This window comes from Pseudomonas sp. HN2, from assembly GCF_020736465.1.
Taxonomy (GTDB): domain Bacteria; phylum Pseudomonadota; class Gammaproteobacteria; order Pseudomonadales; family Pseudomonadaceae; genus Aquipseudomonas; species Aquipseudomonas moraviensis_A.
Window position 1 is genome coordinate 4,461,285 of sequence record NZ_CP085885.1, and the last position, 15,366, is coordinate 4,476,650.

At 60.9% G+C, this 15,366-nt stretch carries 14 protein-coding genes; 5 read left to right on the forward strand and 9 right to left on the reverse strand.

Going from position 1 to position 15,366, the window contains the following annotated elements:
• Nucleotides 1-81: 81 nt before the first annotated feature.
• Complete coding sequence (locus LIS66_RS19715) at nucleotides 82-756, reverse strand: DNA-3-methyladenine glycosylase I (protein ID WP_016773632.1); 675 nt, start codon at nucleotides 754-756, stop codon at nucleotides 82-84.
• A gap of 135 nt (nucleotides 757-891) precedes the next feature.
• Nucleotides 892-1,716: a tRNA 2-thiocytidine(32) synthetase TtcA gene (ttcA, locus tag LIS66_RS19720; RefSeq protein ID WP_039757843.1), complete on the reverse strand. Its 825-nt coding sequence runs from the start codon at nucleotides 1,714-1,716 to the stop codon at nucleotides 892-894.
• A gap of 433 nt (nucleotides 1,717-2,149) precedes the next feature.
• Here ttcA and LIS66_RS19725 point away from each other — a divergent pair, with 433 nt between their 5' ends.
• Nucleotides 2,150-2,752 carry a Yip1 family protein gene (locus tag LIS66_RS19725; protein ID WP_042607174.1) on the forward strand — a complete coding sequence of 201 codons (603 nt, stop codon included), beginning with the start codon at nucleotides 2,150-2,152 and terminating at the stop codon, nucleotides 2,750-2,752.
• 147 nt (nucleotides 2,753-2,899) lie between these two features.
• Nucleotides 2,900-3,394: a SprT family zinc-dependent metalloprotease gene (locus LIS66_RS19730; protein ID WP_024013976.1), complete on the forward strand. Its 495-nt coding sequence runs from the start codon at nucleotides 2,900-2,902 to the stop codon at nucleotides 3,392-3,394.
• Between the two features lie 111 nt (nucleotides 3,395-3,505).
• On the opposite strand, the gene LIS66_RS19735 is transcribed toward LIS66_RS19730, so the two are convergent.
• Nucleotides 3,506-4,687 (reverse strand): CaiB/BaiF CoA transferase family protein, encoded by a 1,182-nt coding sequence (locus tag LIS66_RS19735; RefSeq protein ID WP_042607175.1) that lies wholly within the window; start codon nucleotides 4,685-4,687, stop codon nucleotides 3,506-3,508.
• 145 nt (nucleotides 4,688-4,832) lie between these two features.
• Nucleotides 4,833-6,167 (reverse strand): dicarboxylate/amino acid:cation symporter, encoded by a 1,335-nt coding sequence (locus tag LIS66_RS19740; protein ID WP_042607176.1) that lies wholly within the window; start codon nucleotides 6,165-6,167, stop codon nucleotides 4,833-4,835.
• 346 nt (nucleotides 6,168-6,513) lie between these two features.
• On the opposite strand from LIS66_RS19740, the gene LIS66_RS19745 reads away from it, so the two are divergent.
• On the forward strand, nucleotides 6,514-7,512 hold the full coding sequence (locus LIS66_RS19745) for an AraC family transcriptional regulator (protein ID WP_042607177.1): 999 nt from the start codon (nucleotides 6,514-6,516) through the stop codon (nucleotides 7,510-7,512).
• 198 nt (nucleotides 7,513-7,710) lie between these two features.
• Here the strand turns inward: LIS66_RS19745 and LIS66_RS19750 are convergent, their stop codons facing one another.
• From LIS66_RS19750 to LIS66_RS19760, 3 genes are all read right to left on the reverse strand, one after another.
• The gene (locus LIS66_RS19750; RefSeq protein ID WP_042607178.1) at nucleotides 7,711-9,057 is read right to left on the reverse strand and encodes an ATP-binding protein; all 1,347 of its coding nucleotides are present in this window, start codon (nucleotides 9,055-9,057) and stop codon (nucleotides 7,711-7,713) included.
• Nucleotides 9,054-9,731 carry a response regulator transcription factor gene (locus LIS66_RS19755; protein WP_016773623.1) on the reverse strand — a complete coding sequence of 226 codons (678 nt, stop codon included), beginning with the start codon at nucleotides 9,729-9,731 and terminating at the stop codon, nucleotides 9,054-9,056. The genes LIS66_RS19750 and LIS66_RS19755 overlap by 4 nt, the downstream gene beginning before the upstream one ends.
• Before the next feature lie 148 nt (nucleotides 9,732-9,879).
• Complete coding sequence (locus tag LIS66_RS19760) at nucleotides 9,880-10,485, reverse strand: membrane protein (RefSeq protein WP_039757849.1); 606 nt, start codon at nucleotides 10,483-10,485, stop codon at nucleotides 9,880-9,882.
• Nucleotides 10,486-10,629: 144 nt separating this feature from the next.
• Here LIS66_RS19760 and LIS66_RS19765 point away from each other — a divergent pair, with 144 nt between their 5' ends.
• Both LIS66_RS19765 and LIS66_RS19770 read left to right on the forward strand, forming a co-directional pair.
• Entirely contained in the window at nucleotides 10,630-11,421 is a 792-nt protein-coding gene (locus LIS66_RS19765) for a dienelactone hydrolase family protein (RefSeq protein WP_227972864.1), read from the forward strand.
• Between the two features lie 192 nt (nucleotides 11,422-11,613).
• Nucleotides 11,614-12,339 carry a 4'-phosphopantetheinyl transferase family protein gene (locus LIS66_RS19770; RefSeq protein ID WP_227972865.1) on the forward strand — a complete coding sequence of 242 codons (726 nt, stop codon included), beginning with the start codon at nucleotides 11,614-11,616 and terminating at the stop codon, nucleotides 12,337-12,339.
• 117 nt (nucleotides 12,340-12,456) lie between these two features.
• Here LIS66_RS19770 and LIS66_RS19775 read toward each other — a convergent pair whose 3' ends face one another.
• Together LIS66_RS19775 and LIS66_RS19780 are read right to left on the reverse strand one after the other, a co-directional pair.
• Nucleotides 12,457-14,067, reverse strand: a complete 1,611-nt coding sequence (locus LIS66_RS19775) for an ATP-binding protein (protein WP_083352179.1) — start codon at nucleotides 14,065-14,067, stop codon at nucleotides 12,457-12,459.
• Entirely contained in the window at nucleotides 14,064-14,786 is a 723-nt protein-coding gene (locus LIS66_RS19780) for a response regulator (RefSeq protein WP_042607182.1), read from the reverse strand. Before LIS66_RS19780 ends, LIS66_RS19775 begins: the two co-directional genes overlap by 4 nt.
• Nucleotides 14,787-15,366 lie beyond the last annotated feature (580 nt).

The window sequence follows — 15,366 nt, forward strand, 5'->3', positions numbered from 1 at the left end:
AGGCTCACTCCTACAGGGGATTTGTGTACGCCACAGATCCCCTGTGGGAGCGAGCCTGCTCGCGAATGCAGCGACGCGGTCTTAATGGTTCACGGTGTAGGCCAGCATCATCGAGATCTGGCTCATCGGCCGTCCGCCACTCTGTTCGTGCCACTGGTTGAACGCGTTCTGCACCGTTGCCAGATCACGCTGGCTGGTCGGCACTTTGTCGACGATCTTCTGCGCGTTCAACGCTGCGACCACGTCGTAGCTCGGCACGAATGTGTCCTTGCCGACCATGCGCAAAAACCGCGGCGCCGACAGCCCGCCGAGTTGGTGGCCGTGCTTTTTCAGGTACGTCCACAGACCAACGATGTCGGTCACCGGCCAGTCGGCGATCAGCGCGCCGAAGCTGCCCTTGTCCTTTTCCACATCGAGGATGAACTGCGCATTGCGCGGCACGCTTTTCAGCTTGCCCAGATGGCGGATGATCCGCGCGTCCTGCATCAGGCGCTCCAGGTGTTCGGCGCTCATCAGCACGACTTTTTCCGGATCGAACTTGAAGAACACTTCTTCGAAGGCCGGCCACTTGGCGTCGACCAGGCTGTGCTTGAGCCCGGCGCGAAACACCCGCAGGGCCATGGTCGAGAGGTAGCGGTCGTCGCGGATCTTGCGCAATTGTGCGGGGGTCTTGGGAACGGGCAGATGGGCTTCCAGTTCAGCCGCCGAACCAAAACGGTTCAGACAGTATTCGTGCAGCCACTTGTAATCGCGCATGCCCTCTCCTATTGAATGAAACGAACAGATCCCTGTGGGAGCGAGCCTGCTCGCGAAGGGGTTGGATCAGTCAACACTTGGGCTGAATGACACACCGCTTTCGCGAGCAGGCTCGCTCCCACATCTGGATCGGGTTTACAGATTGACGACATTGACGAAACGCGAAGCCGCGGTCTCGTCGATCTTCAGGCTGGTGAAGTCGAACAGGTTACGGTCGGCCAGTTGCGACGGCACCACGTTCTGCAGGCTGCGGAAAATCGATTCGGTGCGGCCCGGGGTCTTGCGGTCCCAGTCCTGAAGCATTTCCTTGACCACCTGGCGCTGCAGGTTCTCCTGCGAGCCGCAAAGGTTGCACGGAATGATCGGGAATTGCTTGAAGTCCGAATAGGCCTGGATGTCTTTCTCGTTGCAGTACGCCAGCGGCCGAATCACCACGTTGCGGCCATCGTCGGCGCGCAGTTTCGGCGGCATCGCTTTCAGGGTGCCGTTGAAGAACATGTTGAGGAAAAACGTCTCGACGATGTCGTCGCGGTGATGACCGAGGGCCATCTTCGTCGCGCCGATTTCGTCAGCAAAGGTGTACAGCGTGCCGCGACGCAGGCGCGAGCACAGCGAGCAGGTGGTCTTGCCTTCCGGCACCAGTTCCTTGACCACCGAGTAGGTGTCTTTCTCGACGATGTGATACTCGATGCCCAGTTCTTTCAGGTAGGCCGGCAGCACGTGCTCGGGAAAGCCCGGCTGTTTCTGGTCCATGTTCACCGCGACGATGTCGAATTTGATCGGCGCAACCTTCTGCAGGTGCATCAGCACGTCGAGCATGGTGTAGCTGTCCTTGCCCCCGGACAGGCAGACCATGACCTTGTCGCCGTCTTCGATCATGTTGAAATCGGCGACCGCCTCGCCGGCCAGGCGGCGCAGGCGCTTTTGCAGTTTGTTCTGGTTGACCGTAAGAGTGCCCATGACGCGAAATCCGTGAGGTGTGACGAAAGGCCGGCATTTTACGCAAAAACCCGGCGCGGGCGAAGGGCCGCAGTCGAATTGACTCACCTCTACTGTGGCGAGGGAGCTTGCTCCCGCTGGGGTGCGAAGCGCCCCCAAACCTGCAACGGAATTTTTCCTGACACGGCGAGCCGGGAGGGTTTGCGACTGCTGCGTAGCCGGGCGGGAGCAAGCTCCCTCACCACCGAACCATTCGGTTCCTTCAAGATTCTGGCGCGATTAAGCCCTTTGTTTACAGCGCGATTTGCTCTAAGCCCGGCATACCGGTGCGCTGGAGTCCTTTCTATACTGCGACATAAGGTCGCACACGTCTTTAGACCTGTATTTGCTCGGCCACCTTGGCCCGTAGGCGCTCCGTTGGGGGGCGATGGCAATGACAAGAGGAGTGAATGGCATGATCCATCACGTAGTGGGACTGTTTACCCACCCCGATCAGGAATGGAAGGAGATTCGTGGCGACCAAGAGGAAAGCATCAGCCACATGTACTTGACCCACACGCTGATTCTGGCGGCGATCCCCGCTGTCTCGGCGTTCATCGGCACGACCCAGGTCGGCTGGGTGATCGGCAACCGCGCGCCGGTGATGCTGACGTTCGAAAGTGCCTTGTGGATGACCATCATGTCGTACCTGGCGATGCTCGGCGGGGTCGCGGTGATGGGGGCCTTCGTGCACTGGATGGCGCGCACCTATGACGCCAATCCAAGCCTGGCCCGTTGCGTGGCGTTTGCCACTTACACGGCGACACCGTTGTTCGTCGGCGGCCTGGCGGCGCTGTACCCGCACATGTGGCTGGGGATGATCGTCGGCACGGCGGCCATCTGCTACACGGTGTACCTGCTGTACGTCGGCCTGCCGACCTTCATGAACATTCCTTCGGATGAAGGTTTTCTGTTTTCCAGTTCGGTGCTCGCGGTCGGGCTGGTAGTGCTGGTGGCGATCATGGCGTTTACCGTGATCATCTGGGGGCTGGGTGTCGGGCCCGTCTATACCAACTGACTCGTTTCCTCCCTGAGAAAAACAACCTCTGCCAATACAGGCCGCCGCAAGGCGGCCTTCTCGTTGGGCGACGACCATTCGGCAGGTCGGCGATTCGCAAGTCGCCGGGGTTGCGGCATACTCGGCTTCTCTGGAGATCCATCAAGCATGCCCGAGCAACTCAATACCCGCGTCGAAGATTGTTACCAACTCGCTGAATCCTTTTTCAAACGTTCCTTCAAACGCCCCGTCGTCAGTCTCAAGCTGCGCGGGCAGAAAGCCGGTGTCGCGCATCTGCACGAAAACCTGCTGCGCTTCAACCCGCAGTTGTACCGGGAAAACACCGAACACTTCCTCAAGCAGACCGTGGCCCACGAAGTCGCGCATCTGATCGCTCATCAACTGTTCGGCGACCGCATCCAGCCCCATGGCGAGGAGTGGCAATTGATCATGCGCGGCGTATACGAACTGCCGCCCGACCGCTGCCACACCTACGAGATCAAGCGGCGCAGCGTGACCCGCTATATCTACAAATGTCCGTGCCCCGACAGTGACTTCCCGTTTACCGCCCAGCGCCATGGCCTGGTACGGCAAGGGCGGCGGTACTTGTGCCGGCGCTGCCGAAGCACCTTGGTGTTCAGTGGTGAGATGCGGGTGGAATAGTTGGTTTCTGTGTTGCTTTGACCGGTCCCATCGCGAGCAGGCTCGCTCCTACATTTGGAACGCGTTTCACCTGTAGGAGTGAGCCTGCTCGCGATAGGGCCATCACAAGCACTAAAGGATTACTTTGGCGGAACGCAGCTCAGCGATCTTCGAAGCACTCAACCCCAACTCCTCCAACACCTGATCCGTATGCTGCCCCAACCCCGCGCCGACATGCCTTGGCGCCGGTAACGCTTCAGAGAATTTCAACGGACAGGCGATCTGCGCCTGCGTCGTGCCATCGCCGCGCGGCACCTGGGTCACCAGCTCCCGCGCCTGCAATTGCGGATGGCGCAGCGCCTCGCCCAGATTCAACACCGGTTCGACACAGGCATCGACTCCGGCGAACAGCTCACACAGTTCAGCAAAATCATGTCGCTCGAATTCGATCCGCAATGCCTCTTTCAGCGCCTGTTGCTGCTCTGCCCTGGGGGACAATCCCTGCGCCGCCAGTTCCGGTCGGCCCAGCGCCGTGCACAGTTGCTGCATGAACGCCGGCTCGAGACTGCCCACTGACATCCAGCGCCCATCCCGCGTGCGGTAATAATCGTAGAAACTGCCGCCGTTGAGCATCTGATCTTCCCAGCCCGGCTCCGCGCCACAGGCCAGATATCCCGCACCTGCCATGGCATTCAGGCTGAACGCGCAATCGGTCATGCTCACATCCAGATGCGTGCCTTGCCCGCTCTGCTGGCGAGCGATCACCGCCGCCAGCAAGCCGATCACCCCGTGCAACGAGCCGCCGGCCACGTCCGCCACCTGCATGCCCAGTGGCAAGGGCCCGCTGTCGGCGCGGCCGGTGTAACTGGCCAGCCCGGCCAGCGCCAGATAGTTGATGTCATGCCCCGCACGCTCTTTGTACGGCCCGGTCTGGCCGTAACCGCTGATCGACACGAAAATCAGCCGCGGGTTGATCGCCCTCAACGCCTCATAGCCCAGGCCCAGACGCTCCATCACCCCGGGGCGGAATTGCTCAAGAACGATGTCGTACTCACCCAGCAGCTGCTTGATGATCTCCAGCGCCGCGGGCTGTTTCAGATCCAGCGCCAGACTGCGCTTGTTGCGGTTCAGGTAGGCGTGGCTGGCCGATACCCCGCCATCATGCGGCGGCAGCACCCGCAGCAGATCCATACGCGTCGGCGATTCGATGCGCAGCACCTCGGCGCCCATGTCCGCCAGCAGCAGCGAGGCGAAAGGCCCTGGCAGCAAGGTCGAGAAATCAAGAATCTTCAGTGAGGCCAGCGGTGCGGACATGGGCGAACTCCTTGGGCGATGCACTCAGCCTAGGCAGCCATCGTCGATGCGGCAATCACCGCAAATGTCAGCAGGTGTGACCGTTGCGCTCAAATCCCGGGCAAGAAAAAACCCGCCGAAGCGGGTTTTTCCGTGCAAGCGATGCTTACTTCACATTGCTCGGGGTTGGGCCTTCAGCCACACCCAGGTCGTCTTCTTCACGCTCGTCGGAGATACCGCGACCGCCGGAAGCCAGCTCGGCCTGCAGTTGATCGGTATCCAGCTCCTTGACCCACTTGGCCACGACGATGGTCGCTACCGCGTTACCGACCAGGTTGGTCAGCGCGCGGGCTTCGGACATGAAGCGGTCGATGCCGAGGATCAGCGCCAGACCGGCCACCGGCAGGTGACCTACCGCCGACAGGGTTGCGGCCAGCACGATGAAGCCCGAACCGGTTACACCCGCCGCACCTTTGGAGGACAGCAGCAGTACCAGCAGCAGGGTGATCTGGTGGGTGATGTCCATGTGCGTGTCAGTCGCCTGGGCGATGAACACGGCAGCCATGGTCAGGTAGATCGAAGTACCGTCAAGGTTGAACGAGTAACCGGTCGGGATCACCAGACCCACCACCGATTTCTTCGCGCCCAGACGCTCCATCTTGATCAGCATGCGTGGCAGTGCCGATTCCGACGAGGACGTACCCAGTACGATCAGCAGCTCTTCACGGATGTAGCGCACCAGTTTGAACACGCTGAAACCGTGAGCCCGACAGATCGCACCCAGCACCAGCACGACGAACAGTACGCAGGTTATGTAGAAGCAGATCATCAGTTGACCCAGCTGCACCAGCGAGCCGACACCGTAGGCACCGATGGTGAACGCCATGGCGCCCAGCGCACCGAGTGGCGCCAGTTTCATGATCATGTTGATGATGTTGAACATCACGTGGGCGAAGCGATCGATCATGTCCAGCAGCGGACGACCGTACGAACCCAGGCGATGCAGGGCGTAACCGAAGATCACCGAGAACATCAGCACTTGCAGGATATCACCGGTGGCAAACGCGCCGACGATGGTGTTCGGGATCACATTGAGGAGGAAGCCGACAATGCTCTGGTCTTTACTGGCCGTCACGTAGGTGGCGATTTTCGAGGCGTCGAGGGTGGTGACGTCGATGTGCATGCCGGCGCCCGGTTGCACAACGTTGACCACGACCAGACCGATCAGCAGGGCAATGGTGGAAACGATTTCGAAGTACAGCAGCGCGTAGCCGCCGGTCTTGCCTACCGACTTCATGTTCTGCATGCCGGCGATGCCGCTGACAACAGTACAGAAGATGATCGGGGCGATGACCATTTTGATCAGCTTGATGAAGCCGTCACCCAGTGGCTTGAGGGCCACGCCGGTCTGCGGGTAGAAGTGACCGAGCAGGATGCCGATGGCGATGGCAACGATCACCTGGAAATACAGGGATTTGTACAGTGGCTGACGAGTCGTCATTGCAGGTTTCCTCAAGCGTCCAGCGGCAACATCCATCTGTCGAGCGCCGAACCTTAATTGCGAACCCTCCTGCACTGGAGGGATTTGTTGTTGGAACGGCATCCTCCCCAGCGGGAGAAATGCACGCTTCTGTCGCTTGTATCGCAAACGTCGTGCCAGATTGGTGCGATTAGCAGCAAGCCTTTTGATATCAGGCATTGCAGGATTTGTCCGGACCGCGTTGACTACTTCAGCGTGGCGGATTTCCGCCAACTCACCGCAGCTCGTCCTACAATTTGGCGGAAATCCGCCTTGTTGCGTTGCAGGCCCGCCGTTACGATCGGTGCCAGAACAAGGATTGCCGCTTATGCGCGAACGCACCATCGCCAGCCATTTCGCCCGCGCCGCCCTTGGCGGCGCACGCCGTCGCGGTTTCGATTACTCAAACCTGTTGCAGCAACTGGGAATCAGCCCGGAGTTGCTCGACGAGCCCCGCGCACGCATCGCGCCGGAGCAGTTCACCCGCCTGATTCAGGGGTTGTGGCTGGCGCTGGATGATGAATACCTGGGTTTCGGCAACTCACCGAGCAAGCCCGGCAGCTTTGCCATGATGTGCCACGCCTCGATTCACTGCCGCAATCTGGAGAAGGCCCTGCAACGCGGTTTATTGTTTTATAGCCTATTCCCTGATGCCCCGCGCCTGAGCTTGAGCCGCGAAGACGAATGGGTGCGGTTGAGCCTGGATGACGCGCAGTTGTGGGACCCGGACCACTTTCTCAGCGAAAGCCTGCTGGTGATCTGGCACCGCCTCGGCAGTTGGCTGATCGGCCAGCGGATTCGCCTTGAGCAGGCCACCTTCAGTTATCCGCGCCCCGCTCACGGCAGCGAATACGACCTGCTGTTCCCCTGCCCCCTGACCTTCGACGGCGCCCGGAGCAGCCTGCTGTTTCACAGTCGCTACCTGGCCATGCCGCTGTTGCAGGACGAACGCACCCTCAAACATTTTCTCGAACGCTCCCCTGCCGACCTGCTCTCACGCCCGGACGACGGCGACAGCCTGAGCAGCCGCCTGCGCCGCTTGCTCAGCCGTGACGCTGCGCGCTGGCCGGATCTGGAAGCCGTCGCGGCGCATCTGCACATCAGCCCGCAAACCTTGCGCCGGCACTTGCGCGAGGAAGGCACGAGTTTTCAGGAGCTCAAGGATCAACTGCGGCGGGATATCGCCATCTATCATCTGGGCCGGGCGGATTTGTCGTTGCAGCAGATTGCCGAGCAGCTCGGATTTTCCGAACCGTCGGCGTTTCATCGGGCGTTCAAGAAATGGACGGGGCTGACACCGGGGGCTTATCGGGCGCAGGAATTGTGAAAGATCAAAAGCCCCTCACCCTAACCCTCTCCCAGAGGGAGAGGAGATTGATTGGAGGATGCTGAAGATCTGGACCGGCCTGACAGTTATTCAGTGAATCCATATCCACTGCAAGTTGCTCAGGTCGATAAATTTCTCAAGACACTTAGGTCAGTTCCCTCTCCCACTGGGAGAGGGTTAGGGTGAGGGCCGCTTCATTCACACCGCAGGAAAATGAATCCTGAACGCCGCCCCACCCATCGGCGAATCGCCCAGGGCCAAGCGGGCGTTGTAACTCTCGATGATGTCCTTGACCACCGCCAACCCGATGCCCTGCCCCGGATGCTGGGCGTCCAGGCGTTCGCCGCGCTCGAGAATCCGCGCCCGCTGATCGAGCGGCACGCCCGGCCCATCGTCCTCGACACACAATTCGATCCCGGCCAGTGACTCGCGCACGCTGACCCGCACTTCGCCCAGGCACAGGCGATAGGCGTTTTCCAGCAGGTTGCCGAGCATTTCCAGCAAGGCGCCCTGCTCGATCGGCACGTAGCAATGTTCAGGCAGATCAAAAGTCACGCGCACGTGTTTGTCGCGGTAGACCTTGTCCAGCGTATCGCACAGGCTTTTGAGCACAGGTTGCAGGCGCACCTGATGGCGAACCAGGCCGCTTTTGCGCAGGCTGGCCCGTTGCAGCTGGTAGCTGATCTGCTGGCTCATGCGCTCGATCTGGCTTTGCAGGACCCAGGCCTGATCGCGGTCTTCGGGACGCTGGGCCATGTCTTCGCTGACGCCTTGCAGCACCGCCAATGGGGTTTTCAGGCTGTGGGCGAGGTCGTCGAGGGAGTCGCGATAGCGGCTGCGCTGCTGGCGTTCGCTGAGCAGCAGGCGGTTGAGCGAGCCGGTCAGGCGCAGCAGTTCGCGCGGGTGTTTTTCCGTCAGGCTTTCGCGGGTGCCACCTTCGATTTCGTCGAGTTCCTGGCTCAATCGCCGCAGAGCCTTGAGGCCCCAGGTCAGGCCGATCCACAGCAATGCCAGCAGTACCAGCAATGCCGCGCCGAAGCCCAGATAGAGATTTTCGCGCAGGCCTTCCAGGGTGGTTTCGTACTCACGGACCGGTTGCAGAGCGACGATGCTGAATGCCGCGCTCTTGCCGCCGAGCAGTTTGACTTCGACGTCGTAGACGAAGAATTCCTGACCGCTGGCTTCACGGATCCGCGCGAACTCGTTGCCGAGGCCGTCGTAACGCGGTTTGTAGTTGATCTGCTCTTCCTGGGTGGCTTTCGAACGCCACACCAGATTGCCGTCGCGGTCGTAGATATAGCCGAGCAAGCGGAAATCGGTGAGGTTGAAGCGCTCGTCCGGCAATTGCGAGGGCATCACCAAATGACCGTTTTCCACCCGCGCGGCGGAGATCAGTGTGGTGACGTCGGAGGCCAGGCGTTGCTCGATCGAATCCTGCAACGCGAGGCTGAACGCGCCCTGCATCGCCGGGAGCAAGGCGAGCATGAACAACACCGCCAACGTGGTGGCGGCAAGCATCAAACGAACGCGGAGGGAACGGATCAAGTGCAGCGCTCATTGAACAGGTAGCCGAGGCCGCGCACGGTGTCGATCGGCTTGAACCCGGCCGGGCCTTCGAGCTTGCGCCGCAGACGGCCGACCAGCACTTCGATGACATTTGGATCGCGCTCGTCGTCATCCGGATAGAGCTGCTCCATCAAGCGATCCTTGGGCACCACTTGCTGATGGTGGCGCATGAGGTATTCGAGGATGCGGTATTCGTAGGCGGTCAGCGCCAGCGGTTGTTCATCGAGGCTGGCCTGTTTGCGATTGAGGTCGAGCAGCAACGGCCCGGCAACGATGGTCGACTGGGTGAAACCGCTGGAGCGGCGCAACAGTGCGTTGAGGCGTGCGTCGAGTTCTTCGAACTGGAACGGCTTGACCACGTAATCGTCGGCACCGGCGGCAAGGCCCTCGACTTTGTCCTGCCAGTTGCCGCGCGCGGTGAGGATCAGGATCGGGAAGGTCTTGCCGCCCGAGCGCAACTGGCGGATCAGGTCGAGGCCGCCCATGCCCGGCAGGCCGAGATCGATCACCGCCAGATCGAAGTTGTACTGGCCGGTCTGGTACAGCGCCTCCTCGGCATTGGCCACGGACTCGACCACGTGGCCGCTCTCCGTCAGGCGGGTTTGCAGGTGATGACGCAACAGCGCCTCATCTTCGACGACCAACAGTTTCATGCCCTTCTCCCCATCACTTGAACACTCCAGACACAACCTGTGGGAGCGAGCCTGCTCGCGAATGCGGGTATTCAGTCAACGATGACGTTGAATGAAACATCGCTTTCGCGAGCAGGCTCGCTCCAACTATTCAATCGGCGACAACTGCTTAGAAATAGTAGTTGGCCGACAGGTAGGTCTGCGCGCTGCTGGTCAAGTCCAGCGAGCCCTGTTTGCTGCCGCCGCTCTCTTTCATTTCGGTGCTGGCGTTGCTGCGCAGGTAACGGTAACCGAGTTCCACCGAGGTGTTCTGTGAAACTTGCTGCAAGACACCGACCTGGCCACCGATGGCGTAACCGATGTCGCTGTCACGGCTGAAGCCTGGCGAATCCTGAGTCAGTTTGGTCAGACCGGCCGTGGCGCCGCCGAACAACTTGGTGCTGCCGCCCACCGGATAGAACAGGTCATAGCTGCCGAGCAGGTTTTCCTGGCGCAGTTTAACGCCATTGTGCGAGCCGGAAACGTTGTCGTAGGTGGCGTAGTAGCGGCCCTGGCTGTTTTGCTGACCGAGGCGCATGCCGTAGGTGTTGTTGCCGTCGATGGCTCCGGTGGCGTTGGGGTGGCCGAGGTTATTGTTCAGTGCGTGGGACTTGTCGATCTTGTCGCTGGTCTGGCCGAACGTCAGGCCGGCGAAGTTGCTGGTGTCGTCGGCGTTGGCCGCGATGCTGGAGCCTAACAGGGTAAAAGCCAGCAGCAGTTTGTTGATACGAGTCATGGGTATTTCCTCTTTCACAGTGCTGTTTGGGTATGGCGCAAGGTTACTGAGCCGCCCCTGTACGGCCCCTGAACCATCTCTGAACCTGACCTGAACCAGATCGACTAGGCTGTTCTGACCCACTTTCCATAAGGAGACCCGACCATGCGCCTGTTCCTCGCCCTTGCTTTGCTGGCGGTCAGCAGCTTCACCCAGGCTGCGATCAAGACTGAAGAAATCCCTTATCAAAGCGCCGACGGCAGCAAACTGATCGGTTACTACGCCTATGACGACGCGATCAAAGGCCCACGCCCCGGCGTTGTCGTGGTCCACGAATGGTGGGGGCTGAACGATTACGCCAAACGCCGCGCACGGGATCTCGCCGAACTCGGCTACAGCGCACTGGCCATCGACATGTACGGCGATGGCAAAAACACCGAGCACCCGAAAGATGCCATGGCCTTCATGCAGGCAGCGACCAAGGATGCCGATGCCGCCAGTAAACGCTTCGCCGCCGGGCTGGAGCTGCTGAAGCAGCAAACGCAGACCGACCCGAACAGGATTGCCGCCATCGGCTACTGCTTCGGCGGCGGCGTGGTGCTGAATGCAGCGCGTCAGGGTGTGCCGCTGGCCGGTGTGGTGAGTTTCCATGGCGCGCTGGCGACCAAGACCCCGGCGACCCCGGGCAGCGTGAAGGCGAAAATCCTGGTCGAGCATGGTGCGCTGGACAGCATGGTCACGCAGGACAACGTCACTGCGTTCAAGGCGGAGATGGACAAGGCCGGGGCGGACTACCAGTTCGTCAGCCTGGATGGCGCCAAGCACGGCTTCAGCAATCCGGAGGCGGACCGCTTGAGTCATGGCGAGCATGGTGGGCCGGACATCGGGTACAACAAGGCGGCGGATGAAAAATCCTGGGCGGACATGCAGGCGTTCTTCAAGAAAATTTTCGGCTAACCCGCCTTTGTGGCGAGGGAGCTTGCTCCCGCTCGGCGACGCAGTCGTCGCCAAACCTGCTGGCTACCTTCTCGCTGACAGATATCAGCAGGTTTTTTTGGGGGCGCTTCGCGCCCCAGCGGGAGCAAGCTCCCTCGCCACAAAAACAGGGCCTACTGTTCAGCCTCGAAGCTAACCGGCAAAATGCCCGCCATGCATACCATCCCCGCCCTGCCCGCCTGCTGCACCGCGCTCGACAACCACTGGCCGTTGCCGACGGTGTTGGCCGACACCGTGCTGCTCAGTACCCACTTCAACCCGGCGCAGTTGCTTGGCGATGACTTTCAGCGCAGCGCTGTCATCGCGCCGCCGAGCATTCAGCGTTCAGTGGCCAAGCGTCAGGCCGAGTTTCTCGCCGGGCGAATCTGCGCCCGTGCCGCGCTGCAACAACTCGAAGGTTTGAACGTCATCCCGCCGATCGGCGAGGACCGCGCGCCGGTGTGGCCAGCGCATATCTGCGGCTCGATCACCCACAGCACCGGCCGCGCCGCAGCGATTGTCGCCAACAAGCGGCACTGGCGCGGCTTGGGCATGGATCTGGAAAACCTGCTGAGCCATGAGCGCGCCGAACGTCTGGCCGGGGAAATTCTCACCCCGGCGGAAATGCAGCGCATGGCCGCTAGGTCGCAGGATCAACTGGCGCTGCTGGTTACCTTGACGTTTTCGGTCAAGGAGAGTCTGTTCAAGGCGCTGTACCCGATCGTCCAGCAGCGCTTCTATTTCGAGCACGCCGAAGTGCTGGAATGGACTGAGGCGGGTCAGGTCAGGCTGCGGTTATTGACGGATCTGTCGAGCGAATGGCGCAACGGTTCGGAGCTGGAGGCGCAGTTCGGGGTGCAGGATGGGCAGTTGTTGAGTCTGGTCAGCATTCAGGCCTGAAGATTTGCATTGTCGGCACTGGCGCTATCGCGAGCAGGCTCACTCCTACAGGGTGAACGCATTCCAAATGTAGGAGTGAGCCTGCTCGCGATGAGGCCAGCCCTGCCACCACACAACCTACCGGCGCTCCTGATTCCTCGGCCAACTCAGACTGAAACACGCCCCGCCCAGACTCTTGCTCTTACCAATGATCGCCCGGCCGTCGTGCCAGTGAATGATCCGCCGCACGATCGACAACCCTAGGCCATGCCCGCCCGACGCCCGCGTGCGGCTGTCGTCCAGGCGCAGGAACGGCGTGAAGATCCGCTCCCACGCCACTTCCGGCACGCCCGGTCCGTCGTCCTCGACGTCGATGCGACAGCGCAGCTGGCCGACCTGATAACTCACCGTCACCTGTGAATGGGCATGACGCATCGCGTTGCCCACCAGGTTCTGCAGCGCCCGATGCAGATAACGCGGCTCGGCCTCGACCCACGCGCCGTCGTTGTCGGCGGATGACAGGCACAAGCCGCGCTGCACCGTGACCTCGGCGCGTAGCGGCGCCAGCTCCTCGATCACCTGATTGACCAGCGCATCCAGATCGATGCGCTGGAAAGTCAGCGCTGGCGAGCCCTGTTCCAGTCGCGCGTAGGTGAGCATTTCGTCGACCAGCTTATCGAGGTCCTCGATGTCGTGATCCATGCCTTCGCGGTATTTCTCCAGCGCTTGCGGCGTGGTCGCGGTGCCGATCATTTCCAGACCGAAACGCAGGCGCGCCACCGGCGTGCGCAGTTCATGGGACACCGCGCGCACCAGTTCACGCTGGATCGCCAGCAGCTGTTGCAGGTGCTCAGCCATGCCATTGAACGCCGATGCCAGACGCCCGACCGAGTCGGCGCCACGCGCCGGCACGCGGGTTTCCAGACTGCCCTTGGCAATGCGCGTGGCCGCCGCTTCGAGGCCGCGCAGACGCCGCTCGAGCTGACGCACCAGCAGATAAACGATAAGGCCGATCAGCGTCAGCCCCAGCGCGGCGATCAGCACCAGCCATTCCGGCGGGTACGGATTCATTTGATACAGCGGGCCGATTTCCAGCACCCACGGCGTACCGACCATGCCGGCAAACACGCGGATCGAATCGCCGCCCTTGCCCAGCGCCATCACCGTGTCGCCCTCGGCCACCCGGCGACTCTGGTCTTCGTCCATGTCGGCGTCATTCACCGTGACCAGACGCAGATCGAAGCCGAAACCCTTTTCCTGCTTTATCTGCGCAAGACGTCTGGGCTGTTCGCCGACCGGCACCCGCACCAGTTCATCGGCGAGCAGGTAAATAGTCGCCCGAGCCAGTTGCTCGCTGATCTGCTGCACCTCTCCTACCAGTACAAGCTGCTCTTTTTCACTGATCAGCCGATAGACCTTGGCCGCGTGCGGCCCGGTCTGCTCGACCAGCGCCTGACCGCGCAGCACGCGGGTACGCTGGGCCAGATCGAGGTCGGTTTCGGCGAATTTCTTCAGCGTCAGCGGAATACCGAGCAGCCGCTCCCACACCAGCAGCGCGCGATGGCGCTCGGTCTGGTTCATTGGTTGCAGGTTGTCGGCCATCAGCGAGAATGTGCCGTGGGCCAGGCGCTCGCGGTATTGCTCGCTGCGCACCTGATTGAGCAGGTTCAGCGCCAGCACGCCAAGCACCGCCACCAGAATCAGCGCGGCGCACATGCCGCCATAGATGCGCAGGAAAATCGAATTCACAGGGCCAGGTCTGCGCAGGCTTCAGGGACGAACAGGTAGCCTTTGCTGCGGATGGTCTTGATCAGACGCGGATGGTCGGGGTCGTCGCCGATTTTCGGGCGGATGCGTGAGATGCGCACGTCGATCGAGCGATCCTGGCCGTCGTAGCCGATGCCGCGCAGGGCAGTGAAGATTTCTTCGCGCGAAAGAATCCGCCCGGCGTTGGAGACCAGCAGCCAGAGCAGGTCGAACTCGGCGCTGGTCAACTCGATGCCGTTGTCGCTCAGCCAGGCTTCGCGCAACGCGTTGTCGACCACCAGCGGACCGAATTGCAGGCGACGGGATTTTTCTGCGACCGGCTCGGGTGTGTCACTGCGTCGCAGCAACGCCTGGATGCGCGCCAGCAACAAGCGCGGGCGCACCGGTTTGCACACGTAATCGTCGGCACCGAGGTCGAGGCCGTGGATCTGATCGGCGTCGTCGGTGCGCGCGGTGAGCATCAGGATCGGCCCGTCGTACCGGTCGCGCACCTTGCGGCAAATGCTCAGGCCATCCTCGCCGGGCAGCATCAGATCGAGGATCACCAGATCCGGTTGCTCCTTGATGATCCGCGCCGCCGCCAACGCACCGTTGCCTTCGATCTCCACGCGCAGGCCATTGGCTTGCAGGTAATCGCGGGTCAGCTCGGCCAGTCGCTGGTCATCCTCGACGATCAATACCTGCCAGGTTTGTTGCTCCACCGGTGACCTCTGCTTGCTGTTTTTATTGATATGAGAAGGCTGTGCTGAATGAACGCGGTCCCTCCTCCCGTTCATTTGTCATGTTTCGGGAGGATAAAAATGCCCGTGCACCCAGCGATTGTATAAACGCCGGTCACCCGGAAAACAAGTCGGTAAATGCGTTCGGACAAGGCGGAATTCTGTGGTAGGGTTCGCGCCCTTAAAAAACCGCTGAAGCGTTTTTCCAGGCAAAAAAACAGTGACAAACGGTCTGGCTCAGCAGGTTCGCGGCCTACACGCGTTTTCCCTGTTTCTTACACAAATTACGCACAGGCTTATCCACAGGTAGTACGTTGCAATCCTCCCCTGAAACGCATTATCTTGTAGCACCGCGAAAACGCAGACCCTACATATGGGGTTTTCGTCAAAATCGCCCAACCACATTTCAGACCTGAAACTCAAGTGCTTTATGGCCAGTTTCCGGTAGAACGAACGAGTTTTTTCAAGTCCGAACCGCACTGGCGGATGGCACCGTTTTATTTGGTCCGAAACGGACAAAACGGTATGGGTGTTGCAGTCATGACTGTCACCCGCGAAGGAA